The following is a 26012-nucleotide window of genomic DNA, read 5'->3' as shown; positions in this document are numbered from 1 at the left end:
GGGAGACTCCTCGATGACGCAGCAGTCCGAGTCGACCACCTCGACGACAACCTCATCGGTCACCACCACGACGACCGCTGAGGACACCGACGATCCGGCGTCCACGCCACCGGTCATGCCACCGGTCACGCCACCGTCCAATTCGGCCTTCGCCCACCCCCTCACGCCCCCGCCGCTCGTCGAACCCCGCCCCATCGGCGAGCGGCGCCGCTGGCCACGATCCTTCGCCGACCGGCTGACCACACCCCTGCCCGGCCTGAAGGCCTTCGCCCGGTTCGCCCGCGAAGGTTCGGTCCGGCCGGGAGCCGACGGCCTCGCCGACATCCCGCGACTGCCGTACGAGCCGGGGCCGTTGCCCCGGGTGGACACCCGGACCGTCGCCGTCTCCTGGGCCGGGCACGCGAGTTGGGTGGTGCGGATCGGCGGACTCACCGTGCTCACCGATCCCGTCTGGTCCCGCCGGATCCTCGGCACCCCCGCCCGGATCACCCCCGTGGGCATCCCCTGGGACGCCCTGCCCCGCGTGGACGCGGTCGTCATCAGCCACAACCACTACGACCACCTCGACGCCCCCACGCTGGCCGAACTCCCGCACGACACCGCGGTCTTCGTCCCCGCCGGGCTCGGCCGCTGGTTCCGGCGGCGCCGTTTCAGCCGGGTCACCGAGCTGGACTGGTGGGAGGCGGCCGAACTCGACGGCATCCGCTTCGACTTCGTGCCGGCCCACCACTGGTCCAAGCGCACGCTTACCGACACCTGCCGCTCGCTCTGGGGCGGCTGGGTACTCACCGCACCCGACGGCAAGCGCCTCTACTTCGCCGGCGACACCGGCTACGGCCACTGGTTCTCCCTCATCGGCCGCCGCTACCCCGGCATCGACCTCGCCCTCCTGCCGATCGGCGCCTACGACCCCCGCTGGTGGCTCAGCGACGTCCACTGCGACCCGGAGGAAGCGGTCCGCGCCTTCCAGGACCTGGGCGCCCACCGTATGGCCCCCATGCACTGGGCCACGTTCGTCCTGTCGGCGGAGCCGGTCCTGGAACCCTTGAGGAGGGTGAGGACGGCCTGGCAGACGGCCGGACTGCCGCGCGAGAAGCTGTGGGACCTGCCGATCGGCGGCTCCCGAGTGCTGGACTGACCCGGCGGCGGCGCACCCGCGCCCCTGAAGGGGGCACAGCCCACCCTTCAGGGGCGCGGGGAACAGCGCGAACGACCACGACGCAGCCGTAGACCACGACGCGCCCTTGGCTCGCGACGCGCCCTTGGCTCGCGACGCACCCGTAGCCCGCGACGCACCCGAAGCCACTGCGAGACCTCACCGGACAACCCGGCGCCACACACTCGGCACCACACTGAGCAGCACCGTCAACACGACCGCCGCGAGCACCCCTTCCCACGGCTCCTTGAACAACGACCCACCCAGAATGCCGATCAACTGATACGTCACGGCCCACGCCAGGCACGCCGGAAGGTTGCCCCGCGCGAACCGCCGCAACGGCATCTTCGCCAGCAGACAGGCAAGCATCACCGGAATGCGCCCGGCCGGCATCAGCCGGGACAGCACCAGCACGGCCACCCCGTGGTCGTCGAGCTTCGCCTGTGCCTGGGCCAGCCGGTCCTCAGGAGCCCGGCGGCGGAGCGCCTCCAGCCAGCGCGAACCGTTCTTGGAGCCCATCCCTCGCCGTCCCAGCCAGTACAGCGCGATGTCCCCGAGGAACGCGGCGACCGACGCCACCACGAACACCAGCAGCAGTGAGAACGGCGCCGTCTGATGGAACGCCACCACGGCCGCCGAACTGACCAGCGCCCCGGTCGGCACCACCGGCACCAGCGCCCCGACCAGGACCAGCAGAAACAGCGTGGGGTAGCCGATCGCCTGCTGAGTGGACGCGTACGGCACAGTGCTCACAGTGGCCAGGACGATCACCGGGCCTCCTCCAAGACCCCTGGGACCGCTGGGACCCCTGGGACAGCTGGGACCCCTGGGACCGCGGCGACCGCGGCGACCGCGGCGGCTCCCGCCGCGGCCTCTGCCGACGGACGTCTCATCGCGTCACCCCCGGCCGAACGCTCTCCCCGTGCCCCAGTCGGTGCACGGCCACGTCGGGCGCGCGTGCGGCGGCGAGACGTACGAACTCCTCGCCGGGGGCGTGGAATTCATGGGGGCGCACGGCGTCCATTCCGATCGGCCAGTACGTGCCGTAGTGCACCGGCACCGCGCTCCGGGGCGCGAGCAGCGCAAGCGCCTGGGCCGCGCGCCCCGCGTCCAGATGCCCCTCCCCGAGGTAAGGCCCCCAGCCGCCGACCGGCAGCAGCGCCACATCGACCGGTCCCACCTCCTTGGCCATCGACTCGAACAGCCCGGTGTCCCCGGCGAAGTAGGTCCGCGCGCAGCCCTCGACGACGAAGCCGAGCGCCGGCGAACGATGCGGTCCGACCGGCAGCCGCCGCCCGTCGTGCCGGGCGGGCACGGCACGTACGACCAGGTCATGGACCCTGACCTCGTCCCCGGGCGCCACCTCGCAGAGCCGTAGGTGTGCCAGTTTGCGCAGCCCCGGCACCTGCCGCGACGCGCCCCTCGGCACCACCAGCCGCGTACCCGGCGCTAGCCGGGCCAGCGACGGGACATGCAGATGGTCGGCGTGCAGATGCGACACCAGTGCCACATCCGCGACCGCCGCCTCCGGCGGGGGAGGCGCACCACGGCGCCTGCGCAGATGCGCGAGCCGGCGCGTGAAAAGGGGGTCGGTGAGCACGCGCGTGCCCGAGTCCTCCACGGTGCAGGTCGCGTGACCCCACCAGGTGATCTCCACCGGCACTCCGTTCGCCTCCTTCGCGCTACTCCCCCGAGCCTACGGGCTGGAGTAGGGTCTGCGGCTGAACCCGGAGGTGAGGGGGACACCATGGGAGACAAGGGAGACAAGGGCGCCGTCTCCGGCACGGCATGCCCGGATGCGGCTCGTGGGGGTGGGGCGGCCGGTCGCACCGCCGTGGTGCGGGTCACGGCCATAGCGAGCCTGACGCCGCTGGAGGAACTGGAGGCGGATCCCTTCCTGGTCGACTCCCGCAGCCAGCACGCCATGTGCGCCCGCTGGGCCGCCGAGCGCGGCTATGTGGTGACGCGCGAACTGCTCGTCCGCGGGCTGCGCCCCGACCACGGCGCCCTGTGGGCCGACGCCGACGCCGGTCTCGTCGACCTCTTCGTCGCCCCCAGCCGCCGCGTCCTCGAAGGCGCACTCGCCTCCGTCGACGACTTCACCGCCGAATGCGCCCGCCGAGGCATCCGCGTGGAAACCGTCGGTCACGCCGAACCCGCCTACGACGCCCAGATGAAGGCCCAGGTGCACCGCCGCCTGTCGATGCCGACAGCGGGCTACGACGGCCGCTGAGCGCAAGCGGGGTGACGCGCCCCGCAGGGGCGCGGGCCACCGGGCGATCAGCCACACACGACCCGGGGAAGTGTCCCGGAGGTGAGGCGGTCCTCGGCCGGGCCGAGGTCCTCCTTGCGCCGCCCCGCCGTTCACCGGGACTCCCGAACCCTTGCCGGGCCGTACCCCGTTCCTGCCCCCGTGCCACCCCGAAATGCCACCCCGGCGCCCCCACCCCGTGTGACAGTCTGGGCGCACGAACGGGACGTGAGGTGGCCGGCGTGGACGGTGGTCGTTGGCGGAGGGTGCTCAGCGGGATCTGGCGGATGCTCACCGTATGGGCGGTGTCCACGCTGACGATGCTGGCGCTCGCGGGCGCGCTGCCCGACTTCCGGCTGCAGTCCGCGTCCGGCGAGAGCGCCACCCGGATCGGCGTGACCGCTGCCCTGGGCGCCGGCGCGTTCGGTCTGCTCTCCTCACTGGTGTGGCCGCTGCTGGTGCGGGCGTTGCTGCTCGTACCCGCCCTCGTCCTCGGTCTGCTCGTCTTCTTCCTCAACGGCTCCCTGCTCCTTCTCGCCCTGCGGATCAGTCCCTTCGGGCAGGGCGAGGCGGCACCCGAGACCGCCGTGGTGGTCGCCGCCGTGATGTCCGCCGTCGCCTCCGCCACCGGCGGCGCCCTCGCCGTCCGGGACGACGACGCGTACCGGCGCCGCCTGTACCGTCTGGCCGACCGCCGCCGCAGACGGTCCGACGGGGTACCGGGGCCCGCCGGACCCGGCACCGTCTTCCTCCAGCTCGACGGCGTGGGCCACGACGTACTGGAGGCGGCGACCGAGAAGGGCCTGATGCCCACCGTGGCCGGCTGGCTGGGCCGGTCGGCGGACGAGACCCCGAGGCCCCGGCCGACCCACCGGCTCACCCCCTGGCGCACCGACTGGCCCAGCCAGACCGGCGCCAGCCAGCTCGGCATCCTGCACGGCACCAACCACGACGTGCCGGCCTTCCGCTGGTACGAGAAAGACACCCGGGAGGTGATGGTCTGCAATCGGCCCTCCAGCGCAGCCGAACTGCAGCGCCGGGCCATCGACCGCACCGGGGACGGCGGTCTGCTCACCGTCGACGGCGCCAGCCGGGGCAACCTCTTCAGCGGCGGCGCCGAGCAGCTCGCGCTCGTCCTGTCGATCGCGGCCCGCCGGGGGCGGCGGAACCGGTCCCGCGCCGGGTACTTCGCCTACTTCTCCGACCCCGCCAACGCCGTCCGCACCGCCATGTCCTTCGCCGCCGACGTCCTGCGGGAGATCGGCCAGTCCACGCGCGCCCGGTTCGCCGAGCAGCGGCCCCGCGTCAAGCGCGGCGGTCTCTACCCGTTCATCCGCGCCTTCGCGACCGTCGTCGAGCGCGACGTCGTCGTCGCCGCGGTCATCGGGGACATGCTCGCGGGCCGCGCGGCGATCTACGCGGACCTGGTGGCCTACGACGAGGTCGCCCACCACTCCGGCCCGCACAGCCGGGACGCCGCGAAGATCCTCGAACGCCTCGACCGTTCCCTCGCGTTGATCGCCCAGGTCGCCGAACACGCCCCGCGCGCCTACCGGATCGTGCTCCTCTCCGACCACGGCCAGAGCCCCGGCGAGACCTTCCTCGGCCGCTTCGGCCTCACCCTCGGCGACCTGGTCCGCGCCGGCTGCGGCCTGCCCGTACCGCGCCGCGCCCAGCGCACCCACAGCGGCGCCGAGGCCAGGGCCGCGGTACGGGCGGCGCTGCGCATCCCCGTCGAGGAGGGCATCGAGGAGCACCGGCCGACGCGTCGCTCCGAGCCGATCGTCCTCGCCTCCGGCAACCTCGGCCTCGTCTCCTTCCCGGACGTCCCCCACCGGATGAGCCGCGAGGAGATCGACGCCCGGCACCCGGCCCTGCTCTCCACGCTCGCCAACCACCCCGGCATCGGCTTCGTCCTCGTCCGCAGCGAGGAGCACGGCGGTGTCGTCCTCGGCGCGCACGGCGCGGAGATCCCGATCGAGGAGCTGAGCGACGAACTTCCCGGCCCCCTCGCCGACTTCGGACCGGGCACCGCCGACGCCGTACGCCGCACGCACGGCTTCCCGCACACCGCCGACATCATGGTCAACTCCTGGTACGACCCCGCCGAGGGCGAGGTCCTCGCCTTCGAGGAACAGATCGGCTCCCACGGCGGTCTCGGCGGCTGCCAGTCCCGCCCCTTCCTGATGTCTCCGCTGGCCCTCTCCGAGCCGGTGGAGGAGGACGAGGATCTGGTCGGGGCGGAGCATGTCCACCGGGTGCTGAGGCGATGGCTGCGGGAATCGAACGGCCCCCAAGTACCTCTGGACCACGAGAGCGCAACCCTCAGGGGCGCGGGGACCCGCGCGACCGGCCACGACGAACCCGCGCCCGCCCACGAACAGAACCCGGCGGACGCATAGGCACCCGCCCCACGAAGACCGGCTGCGCTAGGCGGCGGCCCGCGACGTACCGGCCGCGCGGGTCGTCTTCTGCGACGCGGCCCCGCACGACGCGGGGTACCTGCCGGTCACCGAGATCGCCGGACGGGCGCGGGCACGCGGACGCGGCGGTACGGAACCGCAGCCGGGCGTCGACCTGCCGCACCGCGCGGACGACTTCCCGCCGGGCGCGCCGGTCCTCGTCATTACCGACGGCTGGTGCGATGTGCCGAGGGCGCGGCGTGCGCACGCGTATCTGATCCCGCAAGGCGCTCGCCTGCCGTTCACCGTACGGGGAGCCGGTGTTCAGGGTGCGGTGAGCGCCGAAGGCACCGGGATGTGATCGAATACGGGCCAACGGAACCCGGCAACGGGACCCCCTCAGAAAGGACTCATCGTGGCAACCACGCGCACCGCACACACGGTCTGGGAAGGCGAGCTTCTCAAGGGCAGCGGCACCGTCACCTTCGACTCCTCCGGCATCGGTTCGCAGCCGGTGTCGTGGCCGTCGCGCGCGGAGCAGGCGAACGGCAAGACCAGCCCCGAGGAGCTGATCGCGGCCGCCCACTCCAGCTGCTTCTCCATGGCCCTCTCCCACGGTCTCACCGGCGCGGGCACCCCGCCCACCCGGCTGGAGACCAAGGCCGACGTGACCTTCCAGCCCGGCGAGGGCATCACCGGCATCCACATCACCGTCCGCGGCGAGGTCCCCGGCCTCGACGCGGCCGGCTTCCAGGAGGCGGCCGAGGGCGCCAAGAAGAACTGCCCGGTCAGCCAGGCCCTGACCGGCACGACCATCACGCTGACGGCCGAGCTGGCCTGACGTACCGCTTCGCACGCCCCATTGACAAGAGCCCGCTCAAGTTTTGTGCTGGTGAGGGGGGCATCCGGCGGAACCTTGAGGAAGGGGACGGCGATGGGGCGTGCGGTCGGGATCGATCTCGGGACGACGAACTCGGTGGTGGCCGTGCTGGAGGGCGGCGAGTCCACCGTCGTGGCCAACGCGGAGGGTGGGCGGACGACACCGTCCGTGGTGGCCTTCGCCAAGAACGGCGAGGTCCTCGTGGGTGAGGTCGCCAAGCGGCAGACCGTGACCAACGTGGAGCGCACCGCCCGCTCCGTCAAACGGCACATGGGGGACGGGAGTTGGCGGTTCCCCGAACGGGGCTCGGTGGACGGCACCCGCTACCGGGCCCAGGAGCTGTCCGCGCGCGTCCTGCAGAAGCTGAAGCGGGACACCGAGTCGTACCTCGGTGAGGACGTCACCGACGCCGTCATCACCGTGCCGGCGTACTTCGACGACGCCCAGCGGCAGGCCACCAAGGAAGCGGGGGAGATCGCGGGCCTGAAGGTCCTGCGGATCATCAACGAGCCCACGGCCGCGGCCCTCGCCTACGGCCTGGACCGGGGCGAGGAGCAGACCGTCCTGGTCTTCGACCTCGGCGGCGGCACCTTCGACGTCTCCCTCCTGGAGATCGGCGACGGCGTCATCGAGGTCAAGGCCACCAACGGTGACACGCACCTCGGGGGCGACGACTGGGACCAGCGGGTCGTCGAGCACCTCGTGAAACGCTTCCAGGGGCAGTACGGCATCGACCTCGGCAACGACAAGATGGCGATCCAGCGGCTGCGCGAAGGCGCTGAGAAAGCCAAGATCGAACTGTCCAGCTCCTCCGAGACGAGCATCAACCTGCCCTACATCACCGCCTCCGCGGAGGGCCCGCTGCACCTGGACGAGAAACTGACCCGGACGCGGTTCCAGGAGCTGACGGCCGACCTGCTGGACCGCTGCAGGACACCGTTCCACCAGGCCGTCAAGGACGCCGGGGTCAAGCTGGCCGCGATCGACCATGTCATCCTGGTCGGGGGCTCGACGCGGATGCCCGCCGTGACCGACCTGGTGAAGGAACTCACCGGCAAGGACCCGCACAAGGGAGTGAACCCCGACGAGGTGGTGGCCGTCGGCGCCGCGCTCCAGGCGGGCGTCATCCGCGGCGACGTCAAGGACGTGCTGCTGCTCGACGTCACCCCGCTGTCCCTGGGCATCGAGACCAAGGGCGGCATCATGACCAGGCTCATCGAGCGCAACACGACGATCCCCACCCGCCGTGCGGAGATCTTCACGACGGCGGTCGACAACCAGCCGTCGGTCGGCATCCAGGTGTACCAGGGTGAACGCGAGATCGCCGCGTACAACAAGAAGCTGGGCGTCTTCGACCTCACCGGGCTGCCGCCCTCGCCCCGAGGCGTCCCGCAGATCGAGGTCGCCTTCGACATCGACGCGGACGGGATCATGCACGTCTCGGCGAAGGACCTGGCCACCGGCCGCGAACAGAAGATGACCGTCACCGGGGGATCCGCCCTCCCCAAGGACGACATCGACCGGATGATGCGGGAGGCCGAGCAGTACGCCGACGAGGACCGCCGGCGCCGGGAGGCCGCCGAGACCCGCAACCAGGCGGAGCAACTCGTCTACCAGACCGAGAAGTTCCTCCGCGACAACACAGAACGCGTCCCCGCCGACAGCCGTGACGAGGTGGAGTCCGCGATCGCCGACGTGAAACAGCGTCTGGAGACCCCGGAGGACACCGCCGCCCTGCGCACCGCCACCGAGAACCTGGCCACCGTCAGCCAGCGCATGGGCCAGGCCATGTACGCGTCGTCCGCGGCCGGTGCCTCGACCGACGAGCCGCCGCCCGGCCCCGCCGAGGAGGAGGGCGTGGTCGACGCGGAGATCGTGGACGACGAGAAGGGCGCGAAGGGAGGAGCGGCGTAGGCCTCGAGGGCGGCGAGACCCCGCGAGACGAGCGCCTCGCTCCCGTCAGTACTTGTCCCGGTACCGCTCCAGGATCTCCTTCGTCTCCTCGGTGGACGCCGCGTGCGCGGCCATGTGGTCGAGGACTTCGAGGTGGGCGGCTACCTCGACACGGGAGTCGAGGTAGAGGGCACCGGTGAGGTATTCGGTGTAGACCATGTCCGGGAGCTCCGGTTCCGCGAAGCGGAAGAGGGAGAAGGGGGCGTAGGTGCCCGGGTGGGGGCCGCTCGCGAACGCGCAGACCTGCAGGATGACGTGGTCGTTCTCGGTGATCTCCAGGAGCCGGTCGATCTGGTCGCGCATCACCTGGGAGCGGATGCTCACCGGCCGCGCCAGAGCCGTCTCGTCCATGATGACCCACAGGTGTGGATGTCTCTCCTGGGTGAGCAGCTTCTGCCGCGCCATCCGCAGTGACACATGGCGTTCGATCGCCTCGGAACCCGTCTGCCCGACCGTCCCTGCCTCCATCACGGCCCGCGCGTATTCCTCGGTCTGCAACATCCCCGGCACGAAGTGCGGCTCGTACTGCCGGATCAGATGCGCCGCCCCCTCGAGGCTGACGTACAGGCTGAACCAGTCGGGCAGCACATCATGGAACCGCTGCCACCACCCCGGCTTGTTGGCCTCCTCCACCAGCGTCACGAACGCGGCGACATCGTGCTCCGCGACGCCGTACGTCGTCAGCAGGACCTGCACGTACGGGATTTTGAGCGCGACGTCGGCCGTCTCCATGCGCCGTACCGTCGCCGGGGCGACCCGCAGGACGCGTGCCGCCTCCTCGCGCTTGAGCCCGGCGGCCTCCCGCAGTTCCTGGAGTCGTCTTCCGAGCACCACCTGGCCCACGGTGGGCGCGGCCCGCCGCTCACTCACGCCACGCCTCCCCATGCGCCGAGATACACGACCAGTCTGTCATGTTCCGGTGGACATCTCACGGGGTCGCCCGGAACGCGACGCCCCGCGGGCCGGTCGCCCGGACGGTTCGACGCGTCGATCCCGGCCGGCCGCCGCCACGACGACCCCACAGGCTACGGGGTGCCATGACCTCCGAGGTAATCGACCTCCCGACGGCCCGCACGCCAGAGTGAGTGAGGCACCTGGTGCCGGTCCGGCGCACTCCGGCCCGGCACCCAGGCCTTCTCGCCCCCGTTCCTCTCGCCTCGACGGAGAGTGATGCGCCATGCCCACCACCCAGTTCGCCGTTCTCGCCCGCACGACCGACCCCCGGACCATGCTGCGCCGCTTCCTGGCCGCGGACGCCCTGGTGACCGGGGCGAACGGGCTCGCCTACCTCCTCGCCGCCGGGCCGCTCGGCCGCTTCCTCGGTGTCGGCCCGGGACTGCTGGTCGCCCTCGGCGGGTTCTTCGCGGTGTACGCGACGGCCGTCGGGCTGCTGGCCTCGCGTGAGCGCCCGCCCGCGTCGCCGGTACGGGCCGTGATCGAGGCCAACCTCGCCTGGTCCGTCCTCAGCCTCGTCGCCCTCGTGCTGTGGCTGACGCCGAGCACCGCGGGCACGGTGTGGACGCTGCTCCAGGCGCTGACGGTGGGCGGGTTCGCGGCGGTCCAGTACGCCGCCCTGCGCGCCTGCGCGCACTGACCGGGAGCCGGGAGCCGGGAGCCCGTCAGGTCAGCAGGGAGTGCAGGTACTTGACCGTCGCCGGGTCGGCCGGGAGGAACGTCTCGATGGCCAGCTCGGCGACGGTCACGTCCATGGGGGTGTTGAAGGTGGACACGGAGGAGATGAAGGAGAGCACCCGCCCTTCGTGCTCGATCCGCATCGGCAGGGCGAAGTAGGCGGTCGCCCCGGCGCCGAGCCCCGCGCCCGGTTCCTCGTCGGGCGTGCCCGGCGGCAGCGGGTACGCGGCCACCTCCTCGTACAGCGCCCGCAGCGGCTCCGAGCGGCGCAGCGCGACCTGGCGTTCCATCTGCTCCAGCAGGTGCCCGCGCCAGGCGCGCAGGTTCCGGATGCGCGGTGCCATGCCCTCGGGGTGAAGGGTCAGCCGCATCGCGTTCAGCGGCGGCAGAAGCAATGACTCGGGGACACCGTCGAGCAGCATGGTGATGCCCCGGTTGGCGGCCATGACGTCGTACGTCGCGTTCATCACCAGCGCCGGATACGGCTCGTAACCCTGGATCAGCCGCTCCATGCCCTCGCGCAGGGCGGCCATCGACGGATCGTCCAGCGGGGTCTCCGGGTAGTGCGGGGCGTAACCGGCCGCGAGGAGCAGCGCGTTGCGCTCCCGTACCGGCACGTCCAGGTGCGCGGCGAGCCGCAGCACCATGTCCTCGCTCGGCCGGGAGCGGCCCGTCTCGACGAAGCTGATGTGCCGCGCCGAGGAGTCGGCGCGCAGCGCCAACTCCATTTGGCTGAGCCGCCGTTGCTCCCGCCAGGCCCGTAGCAGCGGGCCCACGCCCCGGTCGGGAGGGGTGGGGGACCGGCCCACGGAACCGGTCGGGACAATGGTCATGAGGAGAACGTAACCGAGGCGATCGAGGAGTGGCCGGTGTACAACCCGTGGAACCCGTCCTGGGAGGCGACGGCCGTCTACCGGGCACGGGTACGAGGATGCCTGCTCGGCGGCGCGGTCGGGGACGCGCTCGGCTATCCGATCGAGTTCTCCTCGCTGGCGCACATACGCTCCGCCCACGGCGAGCGCGGAGTGACCGGGCTGGTGCCGGACGGCGGGGGTGCCGTGGGACGGGTCAGCGACGACACGCAGATGACCCTCTTCACCGTCGAGGGACTCCACCAGGCCCATGAGCACGAACGGCTCAAAGGTGCCGACGGCGCCTGGACCGACCTGCTCCGCGGCGCCTACGGCCGCTGGCTCGACACCCAGCGGCAGCCCGGCCCCGACCCGCGCGCCGTCTCCGGCCTGGCCTCCCGCCCCTGGCTGTACGCCCGCCGCGCCCCCGGCAACGCCTGTCTGTCCGGCCTCGCCCAGCCGTACCAACCGGAACCGGCCGTCCCGCCGGGGCGGCCCGGCCCCGTCAATCCGGACTCCAAGGGCTGTGGCACGGTCATGCGCTCGGCCCCCTTCGGCCTGGCCCGCGTCCCGGCCGGGACCGCGTTCGAGCGGGCCGTCCAGGGCGCCCGGATGACCCACGGCCACCCCACCGGCTATTACGCCGCCGGAGCCCTCGCCGCGATCGTCACGTACCTGGTGGCCGACGACTCCCTGGAGGGCGCCGTTCTCCGGGCACTGCGGCTGCTCGCCCGCCACCCGGGCCACGAGGAGACCACGCTCGCCCTCACCCGCGCCCTCGACCTGGCCGACGAGGGCGCGCCTACGGCCGAGAAGGTCGAGTCCCTCGGCGCCGGCTGGGTCGCCGAGGAGGCCCTCGCCATGGGTGTGTACTGCGCCCTGGCCACACACAGTGTCACCGAGGCGCTGCTGCTCGCCGTCAACCACTCGGGCGACAGTGACTCCACCGGCTCCATCTGCGGCAACCTCCTCGGCGCCCACTACGGCGACCATGGTCTGCCCCAGGAGTGGCTGGCGGCGACGGAGGGCCGCGCCGAGATCGCCGTCCTCGCGGACGACTTCGCGGCGGAGTGCGTACGGGTCTGAGTGACGCGGCCCGCACGAGTCACCCGTGGACGGACCCGGGAGCGGGCACCCCGCGGGCGCCCGCCCCCTCTTCCGTACCAGGGACCCGGCGGCCCGGCTGTGGCAGGCTGAGTAGGACCGCACGTCACGGAGGGGACGCCACGGAAGGAGTGGGTCATGCCCGTCGAACCCTTGTCGCAGAAGGAGATCGAGGAGCGGCTGGCGGAGCTGCCCGGTTGGTCGCTGGACGGGGACCGGATCGCCCGTTCCTACCGGCTGGGCTCGCACTTCGCGGCGACCGCGCTGGTGGTGCACATCGCCCAGACGCAGGAGGAGCTGGATCACCACTCCGACCTCACCCTCGGCTACAACACGGTTTCCCTGACGATCACCACGCACAGCGCGGGTGGCGCCGTCACCGAGAAGGACTTCGAGCTGGCCCGCATGGTGGAGGCGCTCGCGCCCGGCCACGGGGCGAGCTGAGGCGGGTGCTGGACTACGACAAGGAGGCCGGCGACTACGACGCCCTGCGGGGCGGAGAGCCCCGTGCCGAGGCCGCCGCCCGCGCGGTGCTCGGCCTCGTACCCGAGGGCACCCGGAACCTGCTGGACATCGCCTGCGGTACCGGGATCGTGACCCGGAGGTTCGCGGCCGCGCGGGACGGGATGAGGGTCACCGGTCTCGACCTCACCCAGGCGATGGCGAGCCGTGCCGCCGCCCGGCTCCCCGGCTCGGTCGTGATCGCCGACGGGCGTCGACTCCCCTTCCGTGAGGGGGAGTTCGACGCCGTGACCAGCGTGTGGCTGCTGCATCTGCTCGACCGCCCCGAGGACGTACGGACCGTCGTCGGCGAATGCGCCCGTGTGCTCCGCCCCGGCGGTGTCTACGTCACCACCGTCGACAAGGCCGCCTCCCACAACGTGGGCAGCGACATCGACGCCGTCCTCGCCCCGCGTCCCCGGACCCCGGTCATGGACACCGTCGCGGCCGTGGAGAAGTACGCCTACGCACACGGTCTGCGTCCCGCCGGGCAGGCCCGTTTCCCAGGACGCGGCCAGGGCCGCAGCCCTCGCCGAACCCTCACCGACCTGCGCCGCGGCTGGTTCGTCGCGCTCCCGCCCGGTGACCCGCTCGCCGACGACTTCGCGGTCCGGCTCGCGGCCCTGCCGGACCAGGACCGGCCGCGCCCCGACCCGGAGTTCACCCTGCGGGCGTTCCGCAAGGCCTGAGTTCCGGTGGCACCCTCAGCCCAGCGTCAGCGACGCCTGCACCGGCAGATGGTCGCTGGGGAACTGACCGCCGGACGCGAACGTGTTGATGGCCGCCCGGTGTACCGTGACGCCCGGGGTGGTCAGGATCCAGTCGATGCGGTCCCCGCCCGGTGTCAGCGGGCGGTAGCCGTGGAACGTGGCGTAGAGGTCGCCGCGCTCGGCCGCCGTGTCCCAGGTGTCGACGAGTCCGGCGCCCAGCATCGTGTCGTAGACCTTGTTCCTGTGCGCCGCCACATTGAAGTCGCCGGTGACGACGAGGGGGAGCGACCGGTCGAACCCGGCGACGCGCTGGGCGATCAGGGTCGCGGCACGCTCGCGGGCGTACTGACTGGCGTTGTCGAGGTGGGTGTTGAGGACGTAGAACTGTCCGCCGCCGTCCCGCAGATCGCGGAACCGGACCCAGGTGACCATCCGGATGGAGCCGCCGCCCCAGGTGTTCGACCCGGGCACCTCCGGGGTGTCGGAGAGCCAGAAGTGCTGGTGCTCGACGGGCGCGAGGCGTCGGGTGTCGTAGAAGACCGCCATGAACTCGTCGCGGTTGCCGCCCGCCCGTCCGGTGCCGATCCAGCGGTAGTCCGGTCCGAGGTCGGCCTCGATGTCGAGCAGTTGCCGGTGCAGGCCTTCCTGGGTGCCGATGACATGCGGTGCCTCCTGCCGCAGCAGTGCCCGCATCACCGGTCTGCGCACGGCCCAGCTGTTGGGCCGGGTCGTGCTCGCGTAGCGCAGGTTGAACGACATGGTGTCGAGAGGGACGTCGGCGACTTCCTCCGTCGCGGCGGAGGGCTGGGCGGAGATTCCGGTGCGGGTCAGGGGCAGCAGGACCGCCGCGGCAAGGGCGGTCCGCAGGCTGAGGCGACGCGTGACTCGGCTGTGGTTCGGCACGGGGGCTCCTTCTGCGGCGGCTTCCGGACGAGTCGTGCGCACAACAGGGTGGAACGGCTTTCCATGCTAGTCATGAACATGTCGGTATATCGAGGTGTACGCGACTCGTCGAGGGCGCACGCCCGACCCGGACGTGCGCCCTCGTCCCGTCCTGCCCGGGGTATCAGGTCACCGAGCAGGACTGGTCACCGAGTCTGAACGCGGTCGGTTTCGCGTTGGTCCCCGACCAGCTTCCGGTGAAGCCGAAACTCACCGACGAACCCGCCGCCACCTTGCCGTTCCAGCCGATGTTCCTGGCCGTGACCGCCGACCCGGACTGCGTGTGGTCGGCGTTCCAGAGCTGGGCGATGCTCTGGCCGTTCGGGAAGGTCCAGCCGAGGGACCAGCCGGTCCACGCGCTCGTGCCCGTGTTGGCGAGCTTCACATCGGCCTGGAAGCCGCCGGACCACTGGTTGGTGATCGTGTACGTCACCGCACACGGGCCCGCCGGCTCGGGGTCGGGATCCGTGCCGCCGCCTCCGCCGCCGGTGTCGGAGGAGTCGCCGTAGATGACCCCGCGCCCGTTCGTCGAGACGTAGACCCGCCCGTACACGCGCGGGTCACCCGTGATCGCGGCACCGGTCCAGCCCCACTGATGGGCGTCGTCGTTGATCCGCGTCCAGGACGCGCCCTTGTCCGTCGAGCGGAAGATGCCGCGCACACCGCCGATCTTGGCGCTGGTGTAGAGGGTCTGGTACGAGGCGCCGGCCGCCGCCTTGCCGAAGCCGATGGTGTCGGCCTGCTCGACGCCCGAGAGCTTGGTCCAGGTGGCGCCACTGTCCGTCGAGTGCCACAGACCGTACGCCCCGTCGGTCGCGCCACCCGCCAGCCAGACATCGCCCTTCCCGCCGGGCAGCGCCTTGAACCGCACGCTGTCACCGCTCGGCAGACCGGTCGCGTTCGACGCGGTGAAGGTGGCCCCCCCGTCCGTACTGACGTAGAACTTCCCGGACTTGAACCCGTAGAAGGTCTTCGGGTCCACGCGGTCGGACTCGACGATCGCGTCGGCCGGGATACCGCTCGACACCGACCACGAGGTGCCGAACCCGGTCGTGTACCGCACGCCCGTGCCGGCCGGGCTCCACACGAACCGGCTGCCGTCCGAGGCCGCCGCGACCGTACCGCCGCCGCTCACGCCCGACGGGTCGGTGCCCGCGAACCAGTTGGCGCCGTTGTCCGTGGAGAAGGCGATGTGCGGGCCCGAGTCGAGGTTGCCGACCCGGACGACCGTGTTCGGGTTGGACTCGGCGTAGTCCAGGCTGGTGGTCGTCGTGAAGTTCGGCTGGGTGAACATCATCGACGGCACCTTCGTCAGATCCGTGTGCCGGAAGCCGCCGATGTCACCGAGCGCGCTCAGCAGCGGGGCACCGGACGGGGGAGAGGCCAGGTCGTTGACGGCCGTCTCCTCCAGCCCCCGCACCATCGGCTTGATGGTGAACTGGCTTCCGGAGTCCCAGTTCCCCAGGTTCTCGGTGCCGTAGATCGTCGCACCGGTCCCGTACATCATCCGGTCGGAGTCGAACGGGTCGATCTCCAACGCCTCGGTCATCCAGCCGAGTTTGGGGGTCTGCTCGGGGGGCGACGGATTGGCGCCCCAGGTCAGCCACGGGGACGACGACACATCCATCGTGTAGCGGTTCGCGCGGTTCGGATACGACGTGTAGTCCCACGCCTTGGTCCAGGTGGCGCCGCTGTCCGTCGAGCGGAAGATCTGCGTGTCCGGCCACCAGGAGCTGTACGCCGTCGCCATGACCGTGCCGGGCCGCTGCCGGTCCACGGTCAGCCCGCTGAAGCCGTAGTACGTGTCGGCCTCCGCCACCGGGCTGATGTTCGTCCAGGCACCGGTGGCGGTCGCGTACCGCCACAGTTGCCCCTTGCCGCCGTCGTACGGCCCGCCCTTGTCGCTGTACGACAGGTAGAGATAGCCGTTCGAGGCGTCGAGGACGCCCTTGTGGGCCAGATAACCGGTCGGCTGTCCGGCCACCCGCGACCAGGTCGCGCCCGCGTCCGTCGACCGGTACACCGCGTTGTCCTTGTCGGCGACCCCGACGTAGAGGGTCCTGGTCGCGTTCCCGGACGTGCCCGTCGACTCGTCGAAGGTGACCCACACGATGCCCTGGTTGTCGCTGGAGTACCCACTGGTGTCGGACGGGTCCGCCACGTAGTTGCCGACGTTCGGGAAGTTCGCCACCTGCGACCAGGTGACTCCCGAGTCCGTCGATCGCCACAGCCCCTTGCCGCTGGGCGCCCCCAGGTACAGCACGCTGTTCTTGTTCGGATCGACGACCAGACGCTCACCCATGCCCCGGCCGGGCATGTTGCCGCCCAGCTTGAACGGCAGGTTGGTCTTCTGCCAGCTCGCACCCCGGTCGGACGACCGGAGGATCGCCCCGTTCCCCGGGTCCCAGCTGTTGGTGTACGTCCCGGCCGCCACATACACCTTGTTCGGATCGACGGAGTCGGAGGCGAGGCTCACGACGCCGGTGTGCCCCCAGTTGTCCCACCCGACGGAGTCGAGCAGCGGGGTCCAGGTCTTCGACGACTCCACCCAGCGATAGGCCCCACCGATGTCGGTACGGGCGTACGCGAGGTTCCGCTCCTTGCGGTTGAAGACGATGCCGGGAACGAAACCGCCGCCGTCGATCCGGGCGTTCTTCCAGGTGTAGGTGTCGGCGGCGACGGAGACGGACTTGTCGTTCCTGTCGGCCTGCTCGGCGCCGATCGCGGGTGAGGATCCCGCGAGCAGCCCGGCCGCGAGGGCCAGGACGGTGGTGAGGATGCGCGTTCTTCGCACGGTGGGGTCCTCTCCGGAAGGGTGGGGGGAAAGGCGCGAAGTTCTCTGAGAGAGCACAGCACCCGCGCCCCTGAGGGGCGCGGGGAACTGCGCGACCAGCCACGGACTTCCCGCAGCCGACCTGCGACCTACGACCCGGAGCTATTCCAGCAACTCCGCGTACGAACCCATGGCCAAGGCGATGTCGGCCTGAGCCCAGAACCGGTGATACGTGAACGACGGCGCGGCCCCACCGGCCAGATACGCCTCGATCTTCGACCACGCCGGATCGTCCTCGTAGAAGGACCGGATCGACTCGAACGTCGACGAAGAGTTGATCGCGTCACCGTTCGGCATCGTCCCGGTCCACCCGCTCGGTACGTACACCCGGTCGTCGAACCGGTTGTAGTCCGCACGCGTCTCCGGTACGGCGACGCCGAGCCCGTCCTGGTGGTGCTCCCACATGCCGTCGAGCAGCGCCTTGGCGACCCGGGCCGCGTCGGCGTCACCGGAGCGGTCCGCGTAGTAGGTCAGTGTCTTGGCGTACGCGGCGGCCACCCCCACGTCGTCGGTGTAGTCGGCGACGGTGACGTGCAGCCCGCTGTTGGAGCCGGGGCTGGAGGGGTTCCAGGTGTTCGGGGCGCCGGACCACTGGAGCGTGGAGGGAATCCGGTACGTCCCGTCGGGATTGATCGTCGTCTTGGACAGCGCCCAGTCGACCCACTTGTCCAGCACGGTCTTCGCCGCGGCGTTGCCCGTCTGCTGGTAGTACTCGGCGACCCGCTCCATGGACCACGCCTGGAAGCCGAACCACTGGTTGGACGGCGGGTCGTGGTACACAGGCTTCTCGTCGTAGAACATGCCGTAGAAGGTCGGCGTCCCGGCCGGAGGCGTGGCGTACCGCCCCGCCCAGCTGTTGGTGGCGCCGCCCGCGATGCCGCCCTCGTCGGACTGCAGCCAGCGGTAGAACTCGATCTGCCGGTCGAGGGACTTGGCCCAGTCCGCCTGCCCGGTCGCCGACTTGGGCTTCAGCGGGGCGTAGTTGGCGAGGGCGTACGCGGCGAGCGGGTTCTGGTAGCCGCCGTGCGTGTGGCTGGAGCCGATGCGCCAGGCCCAGCCGGCGTTGGTGTCGGTGGCGCCGCCCCACGCGTAGTACCAGTTGAGCAGGTAGTGGGACGAGTCCTTGCCGGTGCCCGCGGGACAGCTGGTCGGCCCCACACAGTTCCCGATCTTCTTGAAGTACTTGTCGTACATCGCGTAGCGCAGGTAGTCACCCATCTTCGCGGCCTTGCCGATGGTCGCGGAGACGTCACCGCCCTTGCCCTGCTGCTTGGCCCAGACGTCCGCCCAGTACGCGGCCTGCACGGCACGCGCGTCGGCGTCCGGGGCATTGGTGAACTTCCACTGCTTCGCGTACGAGGCGTCACGGGTGAACAGGTCCAGATACCCGTTCCTGCCGCCGTACTTGAACTGGTCGCAGGTGGGCTGCGGGATGGTCTCCCACACCGACTCCTGGGACCCGCGCTGGAAGGTGTTGATGTACGACGGGCCGGTGTCGGTCGGTCCCGCCTCGCACTTGCCGGGCGAGTTGCCGTAGCCGTACACGTTGTCGACGTCCTGCAGCCAGTGCATGCCGTAGATGTCGTCCGTGCCGTGCGCGCTCTTCAGCTCGGCGGCGATGGGGTCCGAACCGACCGAGACACCGGTGTTCAACTGCGCCGGGTACTCGTTCGGGGTGTCGTGTTCGGGGGCGTACGTCGCCGGCTTGTTCGCCGTGTAGAAGGAGTTGGTCGGCTGGTCGGCCTTGGTCGGGATCATGTACTTCTCCATGATCTCCCAGGCGCCGTTGAACTTGGACCAGTCGCCCGTCACCTTGCCGTACATGGCCTGCAGCCACAGGAGGTAGCTGTACGCCTCCGAGGTGGTCTCATGACCGTGGTCCGGCGCCTCGACGATCAGCGTCTCCACCGAGTGGTACGGGATGCCTTCGGGGGAGAAGTAGCCGTTCGCCGGGTTGGTGATCTTGCCGTAGAGCTCCAGGAACCGCTCGTCGTACTCGCTGGACGCGGCCAGTTGGGTCACGGTCACCGACGCCTTGGCGTGACCGGTGGCCGTCGAGTCGAAGACCGCCGACCCGGTGCCGGAGGCGTTGGCGCCGATGGTCACCTTCTGGGCGGTGTTCCAGTTCGACGGCGTGAAGGTCAGCGACCCGCCGCCCGTCACCGACAGCCCGTTGTTGCCGGACGCCCGCGCGGTCGTCACCGTCACATTGCCCGACGGCTGTGTCGAAAGTTTCACGTCGTACGTGCCCGACTGGCCCTGGCGAACGCCCAGTTGGGTCGGCGAGACCACCACGGCGGGACCCGAGGCGACCGTGATGCCGACCGGTGTGGAGTTCGCCGACGCGCCCAGGCTGTCGTACGCCTTGGCCACCAGCGAGTGGCTGCCCACGGACAACCCGGTGGCCGAGAAGGTGTACGGCGAGCTGGTGTCCGTGCCCAGCAGCGTGGTGTCGTCGTAGAACTCGACCTTGGTGATCGTCGCGTTGTCCGCGGCGGCGGCGGTGGCCGCCATGGGCACGGCCGTGCCCTGCGAGTACACCGCGCCCGGCGCCGGGCTGGTCAGTACCGTGATCGGGGGTTGATGTGCGCCGACGCACGCGGTGCCGTTGATCGCGAAGTTGGTCGGGGCGGCGTTCGTGCCGCTGTAGGTGAACTGGGCCCCGGTCGTGACCGCGGCCCCTACGGCGATCGTGCCGTTCCAGGACGCGTTGCGGGCCGTCACGCTCTTGCCCGACTGCGACCAGGTGCCGCTCCAGCCGTTGGTGAGCGTCTGGTTGCCCGCGTAGTCGTACGTCAGGGTCCAGCCGCTGATGGCCTCCGTACCCCGGTTGCTGATCGTGAGCTCGGCGGTGAAACCCGAGCCCCAGTCGCTGGTCTTGTAGTCGACGTTGCAGGCCACTGCCGCCGCGCTGGCGGGAGTCGAACCCGTACCGATCATCGTCAAGGGGAGGGCGAGCGCCGCGACCACGGCGGTCCACAGGCGCCGCGTGGTACGGCGTCTCCTTCTGGGGTGCATGCTCTGGTTCCTTCCTGCGGCTCTTACGAAGGTGGGGGCGGAGCAGCAACAACAAGCCTTGAACCAGTGGGAGCGCTCCCATATTGAGGAGGAGGGGGCAAGGGGTCAAGGCATTTGAAGAGTCGAAAAGATTCGATCAGGGAGAAAAGATTCGTTCGGCGCGATAACGCAACACCTCTGTCTTTTACCGTGACTTGGCGCTACCTTCACCAGCACCAGTGGGAGCGGTTCCATCAGTCGACGCGTTCGTCGCAGGCGCGTCCGGGCTGTGAGAGACGCTCGAAGAACACCCCCAGCGTTCAGGTCTTTTACTCGCCTCGGCGACAGCGTGACGACTCCTCCTCGTACACCCCACTACGGAAGAGGAAACCCGCACTCATGAGCCGTACCAGAACAGCACTCCTCGCGGCGTTGGCGCTGGTCGCCGGTGCCGCCGGGACCGCGGTGGCCGCCGTGCCCGACGACGTCGGTGCCAAGGCCGTCCCCTGCACGGTCGACTACAAGGTGCAGAACCAGTGGTCCACCGGCTTCACCGCCGCCGTCACCATCACCAACAACAGCGCCGCGAAGTCCTCGTGGGCCTTGAAGTGGTCGTACGCGGGCAACCAGCAGGTCACCAGCGGCTGGAACTCCCGGATCACCCAGAGCGGTACGTCGGTGACCGCCGCCAACGAGACGTACAACGGCGCGCTGGGCACCGGCGGTTCGGTCAGCTTCGGCTTCCAGGCCTCCTACAGCGGCAGCAACGCGCTCCCTGCGACCTTCACGCTCGACGGCGTGACCTGCAACGTCGACGACGGCGGTAGCGGCCCCGGCCCCGGCCCGGGTACGCCCGGCACGAGGGTGGACAACCCCTACGCCGACGCCAAGGTGTACGTGAACCCGGAATGGTCCGCGAACGCCGCCGCCGAGCCGGGCGGCAGCCGGATCTCCAACCAGCCCACGGGTGTGTGGCTGGACCGCACCGCCGCCATCGCGGGCACCGGCGGCAAGATGGGCCTGCGGGCCCACCTCGACGAGGCGCTGCGGCAGAAGGGCTCGGGCGAGCTCGTCGTCCAACTCGTGATCTACAACCTGCCCGGCCGTGACTGCTCGGCCCTCGCCTCCAACGGCGAACTGGGTCCGACGGAGATCGACAAGTACAAGACGCAGTACATCGACCCGATCAAGACGATCCTCGGCGACCCCAAGTACGCCTCGCTGCGGATCGTCACCACGGTCGAGATCGACTCGCTGCCCAACCTCGTCACCAACACCGGCAGCCGTCCGACGGCCGTGCCGCAGTGCGATGTGATGAAGGCCAACGGCAACTACGTCAAGGGCGTCGGCTACGCGCTCAACAAGTTGGGCGACGTCGCCAACGTCTACAACTACGTCGACGCCGGCCACCACGGCTGGCTCGGCTGGGACGACAACTTCGCCCCCTCCGCCGCCATCATGAAGGAGGCTGCGACGGCCGAGGGTGCCACGGTCAACGACGTCCACGGCTTCATCACCAACACGGCGAACTACAGCGCGCTGAAGGAGAACAACTTCACCATCAACGACACCGTGGCCGGCAAGTCGGTCCGCGAGTCGAAGTGGGTCGACTGGAACCGCTACGTCGACGAGCTGTCCTTCGCCCAGGCCTTCCGCAACCAGCTGGTCTCGGCGGGCTTCAACTCCAACATCGGCATGCTGATCGACACCTCCCGCAACGGGTGGGGCGGCACCGCACGGCCCACCGGACCGGGCGCGACGACCAGTGTCGACACGTACGTCGACGGCGGGCGCTACGACCGCCGCTTCAACACCGGTAACTGGTGCAACCAGTCCGGTGCCGGTCTCGGCGAGCGTCCGAAGGCCGCCCCGGCTGCGGGAATCGACGCCTATGTGTGGATGAAGCCGCCGGGGGAGTCCGACGGGGCCAGCTCCGTCATCCCGAACGATGAGGGCAAGGGCTTCGACCGCATGTGCGACCCGACGTACACGGGCAACGCGCGGAACAACTTCAACATGTCCGGTGCCCTGGCGAACGCGCCGCTCTCCGGGCACTGGTTCTCCGCCCAGTTCCAGGAGCTGATGCGGAACGCCTACCCCGCGCTGTGAGTCCGCTCGGGTGAACAGGTCCGCCAGGGGGCAGTCACGCTTCCCCGCCCCCTGGCGGACCGGTGGCACGTCCATGTGAGCCACGTCACGATGACGGAGAGGGGGAAAGCGATGAGTTCCGGGCGGGGTGGCGGTCTCCATCGCCGTACAGCCCGAGAACGTACGAGGGAGAAACACCCATGCGCATCGTGATCTGCGAGTTCATGAGCCTGGACGGTGTCGTGCAGGCGCCCGGCGGCCCCGAGGAGGACACCGAGGGCGGGTTCGCCCATGGCGGCTGGACGCACCCGTTCTTCGACCCGGAGGTCGTGGGCGGGGCCTGGGACGGCGCGCTGGGGAAGGCCGACGCGCTGCTGTACGGGCGCCGCACCTGGAAGGCGATGGCCGGGGCGTGGCCCGACCGGGCGGGCGACCCCTTCGCCGACCGGATGAACGCCATTCGCAAGTACGTCGTGTCCGCCACGCTCGCCGAGTCCGAGCTGACCTGGGAGAACACCACGCTCATCGCGGGCGGGGAGGCCGTCGCCCGCATCCGTGAGCTGCGGGACACCCCCGGGGGCGACCTGCTGGTCATGGGCAGCCCGACTCTCGCCCGCACCCTGCTGAGCGAAGGGCTCGCCGACGAACTCGTGCTGATCGTGATGCCGGTGCTCCTCGGTGGCGGAAAGACGATCTTCCCCGGCGACGGCGCCAAGCACACCCTGGAGCTGGTCTCCGCGACCACCAGTGGCGCGGGTGTGAACGTGTGCGCCTACCGGGTGGCGGAGAAGGACTGAATCGGCACCCGGGTGTTGCCGATACGGCAAGAGAAGTGGCCGTTCTCCGGTGCGTCGGAGCACGCTGACGACACCCGGACGAAAGGCTCACCATCATGGGACAGCACCACCATGGCCAGGATCGGCACGAGCGCAAGCATGAGCACAAGCACGGGAACGACCGCAGTCACGGTCACGGCCATGCCCACGGCCGTCACGACCGCACTGACATCGATTGGGCCGAGCTGGCCGACCACCTGGAGGAGCAGGCGGAGCTGTTCGCGCCGCTGAACCGGCAGGCGGCGGCCTGGGTGGCCACACGGCAGCCCGAGCCGGGGCTGGTCGTCGACGCCGGCAGCGGCCCCGGTGTAGTGAGCTGTCTGCTGGCCGACCGGTTCCCGGGAGCCCGGGTCGTCGCCCTCGACGGCTCCGGCCCCCTGCTGGAGCGGGCCCGTGCCCGCGCCGAACGCCTGGGCGTCGCCGACCGGTTCGGCACCCTGGAGGCGGAACTGCCGGACGGTCTGGCCGACCTGGAGTACCCGGTCGACCTGCTGTGGGCCAGCCGCAGCCTGCACCACCTCGGCGACCAGCGCGCCGCCCTCGCCGCCTTCGCCGCACGCCTCGCCCCCGGGGGCACCCTGGCGCTCGTCGAGGGCGGGCTGCCCGGCCGGTTCCTGCCGCGTGACTTCGGTATGGGCCGCCCCGGACTGCAGTCCCGCATCGACGCGGCGGAGGAACGGTGGTTCACCGAGATGCGGGGGTCGCTGCCCGGCAGTGTCCCGGAGACCGAGGACTGGCCGGGGCTGCTGACCGCCGTGGGCCTGCGGGACGCCACGTCCCGCACCTTCCTGCTCGACCTGCCCGCCCCGGTGTCGGAAGCCGCCCGCGCCTACGCCGTGAACTGGTTCCGGCGCTGCCGGGGCATCCTCGAGGACCTTCTCGACGCCTCCGACCTGGCGACCGTCGACCGGCTTCTCGACCCCGACGACAAGGCGAGCCTGTACCACCGCACGGACCTCTTCCTCCTGGCGGCCCACACCGTCCATGTGGCCCGGGCGTGAGCCGGGTCGCCCCCGCGGCAGGTGGTGCTTGACTTCGAGAGCGCTTCAAGTGGTGGACTTCGGGTGTTCGGCCGGAGTCAGGACACGGTCGACCGGAGTCACATGGGGGTAGCAATGACCGACGCGCCAGTCACGCTGATCACGGGCGGTGGAACCGGCATCGGAGCCGCCGTCGCCCGGCGGTTGCTCGACGACGGACAGAGGGTGGCCGTCACGGGGCGCAGGGCGGAACGGTTGCGTGCGTTCGCCGAGGAACTGGGGGACCCGAAGGGGCTGTTGACGCTCCCCGGCAACGCTGCCGAGTACATCGACGTACAGGCGGCCGTGGACACCACGCTGAAGGAGTTCGGGCGGATCGACACCGTCCTCGCCAACGCGGGGTTCGCCACGCACGACACCGTGGCCGAGGGCGACCCCGCCGGGTGGACGGAGATGGTGCTGACCAATGTGCTGGGCCCGGCCCTGCTCATCCGGGCCGCCGTCGACGCCCTCAAGGAGACCCGGGGGCGGATCGTGCTGGTCGGCAGCGTCGCCGGTTTCGTGCACACACCCGGCAACATCTACGGGGCGACCAAGTGGGCGGTCACCGGGCTCGCCGAGAACACGCGGCGGCAGGTCACCGAGTGGGGCGTGGGCGTGACCCTGGTCGCGCCCGGCCGCGTGGAGACCCCGTTCTGGGACAGCTACGGCAGCCTGCCGCCCGGCCATCTCCTCACCGCCGACCAGATCGCCGACTCGGTGGTGTGGGCGATACGGCAGCCGGCCGGGGTCGACGTCAACACCGTGGTCGTACGGCCGATCGGCCAGCCCGTCTGAGGCCGTGGGGCCCCGCGGCCCAGGTCACGGCCCGCCCCGGACGCACGAGACCGCCCGTCGGAATCCATCTGACGGGCGGTCTCGCGCTCTCGGCGCGCGGGTGTCGGCCGTGCGCCCGGTGGGCCCGGTCTCAGGCCTGGTCGAACGTCGCCGGGTCCGGCCCGATGCGCCGGTCCTCGTTGAGCGCGCTGATCGCGGCGATGTCCTCTGTGTCCAGGGAGAAGTCGAAGACCTCGATGTTCTCCTTGATACGGGAGGGGGTCACGGACTTGGGGATGACCACATTGCCGAGCTGCAGGTGCCAGCGCAGCACCACCTGGGCCGGGGTGCGGCCGTGCTTCTGTGCGATGGCGACGATCGCCGGGACCTCAAGGAGCCCCTTGCCCTGGCCGAGCGGCGACCAGGCCTCGGTGGCGATGCCCTGCTCCGCGTGGTACTCGCGCGACGCGATCTGCTGGAGGTGCGGGTGCAGTTCGATCTGGTTGACGGCCGGGATGATGTTCGTGGCCTCGATCAGCGTCCGCAGGTGTTCCGGAAGGAAGTTGGAGACACCGATGGACTTCGCACGGCCGTCCGTGTGGAGCTTCTCGAACGCCTTGTACGTGTCGACGAACGTGCCCTTGGCCGGCATCGGCCAGTGGATCAGATACAGATCCACGTACTCCAGGCCGAGCTTGTCCAAGGACTCGTCGAAGGCGCGCAGGGTGGCGTCGTAGCCCTGATCGCTGTTCCAGAGCTTGGTGGTGACGAAGAGGTCCTTGCGTGCGATGCCGGAGCCGGCGATCGCCTTGCCGGTGCCCTCTTCGTTGCCGTAGATCGCGGCCGTGTCGATGCTGCGGTAACCGGCTTCCAGCGCCGTGGTGACCGCCTGCTCGGCCTCGTCGTCCGGCACCTGCCAGACGCCGAAGCCCAGCTGGGGCATCTCGACGCCGTTGTTCAGGATGATCGGGGGGACCTTGCTGCTCACGAGCTCTCGATCCTTAAGTCGTCGGGTGGTGCTTCCCATCGTCAACGATCACGGCCCGCGATGCATTCCTGAGCGGACGGCTCGCGGCCCGA

The 26012-nt window shown here is 70.6% G+C and carries 21 protein-coding genes and 1 pseudogene; 14 read left to right on the top strand and 8 right to left on the bottom strand.

Annotation, left to right across the window (positions count from 1 at the left end; all coding sequences use genetic code 11):
* Positions 1–13 precede the first annotated feature (13 nt).
* Positions 14–1138: an MBL fold metallo-hydrolase gene (locus tag ACFY9I_RS01335; protein ID WP_390994953.1), complete on the top strand. Its 1125-nt coding sequence runs from the start codon at positions 14–16 to the stop codon at positions 1136–1138.
* A 177-nt stretch (positions 1139–1315) separates the two neighbouring features.
* On the opposite strand, the gene ACFY9I_RS01330 is transcribed toward ACFY9I_RS01335, so the two are convergent.
* Positions 1316–1927 carry a VTT domain-containing protein gene (locus tag ACFY9I_RS01330; RefSeq protein WP_390994951.1) on the bottom strand — a complete coding sequence of 204 codons (612 nt, stop codon included), beginning with the start codon at positions 1925–1927 and terminating at the stop codon, positions 1316–1318.
* Between the two features lie 118 nt (positions 1928–2045).
* The gene (locus tag ACFY9I_RS01325) at positions 2046–2819 is read right to left on the bottom strand and encodes an MBL fold metallo-hydrolase (RefSeq protein ID WP_390994949.1); all 774 of its coding nucleotides are present in this window, start codon (positions 2817–2819) and stop codon (positions 2046–2048) included.
* An 84-nt stretch (positions 2820–2903) separates the two neighbouring features.
* Here ACFY9I_RS01325 and ACFY9I_RS01320 point away from each other — a divergent pair, with 84 nt between their 5' ends.
* The 5 genes and pseudogenes from ACFY9I_RS01320 to dnaK all read left to right on the top strand — a co-directional run bounded on the left by ACFY9I_RS01320 (position 2904) and on the right by dnaK (position 8603).
* Complete coding sequence (locus ACFY9I_RS01320) at positions 2904–3389, top strand: hypothetical protein (RefSeq protein WP_390994947.1); 486 nt, start codon at positions 2904–2906, stop codon at positions 3387–3389.
* Positions 3390–3649: 260 nt separating this feature from the next.
* Positions 3650–5809: an alkaline phosphatase family protein gene (locus ACFY9I_RS01315; protein WP_390994944.1), complete on the top strand. Its 2160-nt coding sequence runs from the start codon at positions 3650–3652 to the stop codon at positions 5807–5809.
* Between the two features lie 31 nt (positions 5810–5840).
* A pseudogene (locus ACFY9I_RS01310) lies at positions 5841–6147 on the top strand (hypothetical protein); the annotation flags it as partial.
* A gap of 77 nt (positions 6148–6224) precedes the next feature.
* Positions 6225–6650 carry an OsmC family peroxiredoxin gene (locus ACFY9I_RS01305; RefSeq protein WP_390994941.1) on the top strand — a complete coding sequence of 142 codons (426 nt, stop codon included), beginning with the start codon at positions 6225–6227 and terminating at the stop codon, positions 6648–6650.
* 93 nt (positions 6651–6743) lie between these two features.
* Positions 6744–8603: a molecular chaperone DnaK gene (gene dnaK, locus ACFY9I_RS01300; protein ID WP_390994938.1), complete on the top strand. Its 1860-nt coding sequence runs from the start codon at positions 6744–6746 to the stop codon at positions 8601–8603.
* Positions 8604–8648: 45 nt separating this feature from the next.
* Here the strand turns inward: dnaK and ACFY9I_RS01295 are convergent, their stop codons facing one another.
* A complete protein-coding gene (locus ACFY9I_RS01295) occupies positions 8649–9512 on the bottom strand; it encodes a Scr1 family TA system antitoxin-like transcriptional regulator (protein WP_390994936.1) in 864 nt (287 codons plus the stop codon).
* Between the two features lie 307 nt (positions 9513–9819).
* Here ACFY9I_RS01295 and ACFY9I_RS01290 point away from each other — a divergent pair, with 307 nt between their 5' ends.
* Complete coding sequence (locus tag ACFY9I_RS01290; RefSeq protein ID WP_390994933.1) at positions 9820–10236, top strand: hypothetical protein; 417 nt, start codon at positions 9820–9822, stop codon at positions 10234–10236.
* A 25-nt stretch (positions 10237–10261) separates the two neighbouring features.
* Here the strand turns inward: ACFY9I_RS01290 and ACFY9I_RS01285 are convergent, their stop codons facing one another.
* On the bottom strand, positions 10262–11107 hold the full coding sequence (locus ACFY9I_RS01285) for a helix-turn-helix domain-containing protein (RefSeq protein WP_390994930.1): 846 nt from the start codon (positions 11105–11107) through the stop codon (positions 10262–10264).
* A gap of 36 nt (positions 11108–11143) precedes the next feature.
* Here ACFY9I_RS01285 and ACFY9I_RS01280 point away from each other — a divergent pair, with 36 nt between their 5' ends.
* The 3 genes from ACFY9I_RS01280 (at position 11144) to ACFY9I_RS01270 (ending at position 13419) form a co-directional block, all read left to right on the top strand.
* Positions 11144–12211: an ADP-ribosylglycohydrolase family protein gene (locus ACFY9I_RS01280; protein WP_390994929.1), complete on the top strand. Its 1068-nt coding sequence runs from the start codon at positions 11144–11146 to the stop codon at positions 12209–12211.
* Between the two features lie 156 nt (positions 12212–12367).
* Complete coding sequence (locus ACFY9I_RS01275) at positions 12368–12673, top strand: 4a-hydroxytetrahydrobiopterin dehydratase (RefSeq protein ID WP_390994927.1); 306 nt, start codon at positions 12368–12370, stop codon at positions 12671–12673.
* A gap of 5 nt (positions 12674–12678) precedes the next feature.
* Positions 12679–13419 (top strand): methyltransferase domain-containing protein, encoded by a 741-nt coding sequence (locus ACFY9I_RS01270; protein WP_390994925.1) that lies wholly within the window; start codon positions 12679–12681, stop codon positions 13417–13419.
* A 15-nt stretch (positions 13420–13434) separates the two neighbouring features.
* Here the strand turns inward: ACFY9I_RS01270 and ACFY9I_RS01265 are convergent, their stop codons facing one another.
* The 3 genes from ACFY9I_RS01265 to ACFY9I_RS01255 all read right to left on the bottom strand — a co-directional run bounded on the left by ACFY9I_RS01265 (position 13435) and on the right by ACFY9I_RS01255 (position 20233).
* A complete protein-coding gene (locus ACFY9I_RS01265) occupies positions 13435–14343 on the bottom strand; it encodes an endonuclease/exonuclease/phosphatase family protein (RefSeq protein WP_390994923.1) in 909 nt (302 codons plus the stop codon).
* 163 nt (positions 14344–14506) lie between these two features.
* Positions 14507–17176: a cellulose binding domain-containing protein gene (locus ACFY9I_RS01260; protein ID WP_390994920.1), complete on the bottom strand. Its 2670-nt coding sequence runs from the start codon at positions 17174–17176 to the stop codon at positions 14507–14509.
* Positions 17177–17317: 141 nt separating this feature from the next.
* Entirely contained in the window at positions 17318–20233 is a 2916-nt protein-coding gene (locus tag ACFY9I_RS01255) for a glycoside hydrolase family 48 protein (RefSeq protein WP_390994917.1), read from the bottom strand.
* 378 nt (positions 20234–20611) lie between these two features.
* Between ACFY9I_RS01255 and ACFY9I_RS01250 the strand changes: the two genes are divergently transcribed.
* From ACFY9I_RS01250 to ACFY9I_RS01235, 4 genes are all read left to right on the top strand, one after another.
* Positions 20612–22321 (top strand): glycoside hydrolase family 6 protein, encoded by a 1710-nt coding sequence (locus ACFY9I_RS01250; RefSeq protein ID WP_390994914.1) that lies wholly within the window; start codon positions 20612–20614, stop codon positions 22319–22321.
* Positions 22322–22500: 179 nt separating this feature from the next.
* A complete protein-coding gene (locus tag ACFY9I_RS01245; protein ID WP_390994912.1) occupies positions 22501–23097 on the top strand; it encodes a dihydrofolate reductase family protein in 597 nt (198 codons plus the stop codon).
* Between the two features lie 95 nt (positions 23098–23192).
* Positions 23193–24137 carry a methyltransferase gene (locus tag ACFY9I_RS01240; RefSeq protein WP_390994910.1) on the top strand — a complete coding sequence of 315 codons (945 nt, stop codon included), beginning with the start codon at positions 23193–23195 and terminating at the stop codon, positions 24135–24137.
* Positions 24138–24251: 114 nt separating this feature from the next.
* A complete protein-coding gene (locus tag ACFY9I_RS01235) occupies positions 24252–24953 on the top strand; it encodes an SDR family NAD(P)-dependent oxidoreductase (RefSeq protein ID WP_390994908.1) in 702 nt (233 codons plus the stop codon).
* A gap of 130 nt (positions 24954–25083) precedes the next feature.
* Here the strand turns inward: ACFY9I_RS01235 and ACFY9I_RS01230 are convergent, their stop codons facing one another.
* Positions 25084–25920, bottom strand: coding sequence for an aldo/keto reductase (locus ACFY9I_RS01230; RefSeq protein WP_390994905.1), 837 nt, complete (start codon positions 25918–25920; stop codon positions 25084–25086).
* Between the last annotated feature and the right edge of the window lie 92 nt (positions 25921–26012).

Origin of the sequence: Streptomyces sp. NPDC012510 (assembly GCF_042955065.1) — a bacterium.
GTDB lineage: Bacteria > Actinomycetota > Actinomycetes > Streptomycetales > Streptomycetaceae > Streptomyces.
Note: the sequence above shows the minus strand (reverse complement) of the source record. Positions and strands in the feature narration are given on the sequence as shown.

Coding starts and splice junctions, on each gene's coding strand:
- ACFY9I_RS01335 (WP_390994953.1), top strand. CDS start 14: ATGACGCAGCAGTCCGAGTCGACCACCTCGACGACAACCTCATCGGTC.
- ACFY9I_RS01320 (WP_390994947.1), top strand. CDS start 2,904: ATGGGAGACAAGGGAGACAAGGGCGCCGTCTCCGGCACGGCATGCCCG.
- dnaK (WP_390994938.1), top strand. CDS start 6,744: ATGGGGCGTGCGGTCGGGATCGATCTCGGGACGACGAACTCGGTGGTG.
- ACFY9I_RS01290 (WP_390994933.1), top strand. CDS start 9,820: ATGCCCACCACCCAGTTCGCCGTTCTCGCCCGCACGACCGACCCCCGG.
- ACFY9I_RS01285 (WP_390994930.1), bottom strand. CDS start 11,107: ATGACCATTGTCCCGACCGGTTCCGTGGGCCGGTCCCCCACCCCTCCC.
- ACFY9I_RS01275 (WP_390994927.1), top strand. CDS start 12,368: ATGCCCGTCGAACCCTTGTCGCAGAAGGAGATCGAGGAGCGGCTGGCG.
- ACFY9I_RS01255 (WP_390994917.1), bottom strand. CDS start 20,233: ATGCACCCCAGAAGGAGACGCCGTACCACGCGGCGCCTGTGGACCGCC.
- ACFY9I_RS01250 (WP_390994914.1), top strand. CDS start 20,612: ATGAGCCGTACCAGAACAGCACTCCTCGCGGCGTTGGCGCTGGTCGCC.
- ACFY9I_RS01245 (WP_390994912.1), top strand. CDS start 22,501: ATGCGCATCGTGATCTGCGAGTTCATGAGCCTGGACGGTGTCGTGCAG.
- ACFY9I_RS01240 (WP_390994910.1), top strand. CDS start 23,193: ATGGGACAGCACCACCATGGCCAGGATCGGCACGAGCGCAAGCATGAG.
- ACFY9I_RS01235 (WP_390994908.1), top strand. CDS start 24,252: ATGACCGACGCGCCAGTCACGCTGATCACGGGCGGTGGAACCGGCATC.